Raw genomic sequence first — 1,058 nt, forward strand, 5'->3', positions numbered from 1 at the left:
TTATATGCGTTCAGCTGTGCTACAATATAAGTGTAGGGACAAACGGGACAGCAACCCACAAACCTACCGGCTAAGCCAACCGGCACAGCCGAACAGCAAATCAGAAAAGGACACAAAATCATGACCATGAAGTTTACTATTACCGCACAGTACACCCCCAGCCCCAACGGCGGGGTTCGTACCTCGCTTACGGTGAGTTCCAAGGACACGGTACGGTTGGGTAAGGTTATCCCTGAAGAAATTAAGGGGCTTTTTAAGCGTTTTTGGGAGATTAGAAAAGCATCTGATGCACCGGTCAGCGAGCATATGGACATTATGCTAGGCCTGCTTCGCGACGCAAATTACGAGCCCGACACGGCAAAACGGGTTACGCATGAAGGGGTCATCACTGAATGGATGATTACATTTCACGGTGAGTAAGTAATACAGGGCGGCTCAGAGGAAACTCTGAGCCGCCCTGTGGCGTATCATGCTGTCCATGATGGACAGCGCAGCAACTAAAAGGTTTTGGGACAAAGTGGTTAAGGGACGGGCACCCGGCGCGTGTTGGGTCTGGATTGGCGCAATAGGGGCGGACGGCTACGGTAGATTTTGGGTAAAAGATCGCGACAGCCCGGAAGGGTTCATCATGTGGCGCGCGCACCGCTACGCCGCCGCCGTAGCGTTCGGACTGGAGGACGTACAGACCGCCGAAATGGTAACCCACTTGTGCGATAACCCCCTATGTGTCAGGGCGGAAGCGGGCGCGACTTCACATCTTTTCTTGGGCAATCACGCGGACAACATGCGAGAGCGCGCCGCACGGGGAAGGGATAACCTGCACGGCCACGTTTTCCTACGGCGCAGCAGAGCAGAGCGCGCCGCTGACGCGCGCGAGCTTCGGGAATATGTGCTAGAGCACGGCTACAGTCAAGAGGCCATAGACCGTTTGGGGCGCGGTATCGTCATGGAAGGACAAACGCAATTGTTCTAGGTTCCTTGGGTCAGTGTTGGGGTGAAATTTTCTCGAAATTCCCGCCGCCACAGCTTGTTTATATGCGTTCAGCTGTGCTACAATA

1 protein-coding gene is annotated in these 1,058 nt (G+C 54.3%); it reads left to right on the forward strand.

What is annotated here, in order from left to right; translation table 11 throughout:
* The first annotated feature begins 120 nt into the window (after window positions 1–120).
* Window positions 121–420 carry a hypothetical protein gene (locus HMPREF2749_RS00770; RefSeq protein WP_070593020.1) on the forward strand — a complete coding sequence of 100 codons (300 nt, stop codon included), beginning with the start codon at window positions 121–123 and terminating at the stop codon, window positions 418–420.
* Window positions 421–1,058 lie beyond the last annotated feature (638 nt).

This window comes from Rothia sp. HMSC075F09, from assembly GCF_001810515.1.
Taxonomy (GTDB): Bacteria; Actinomycetota; Actinomycetes; order Actinomycetales; family Micrococcaceae; genus Rothia.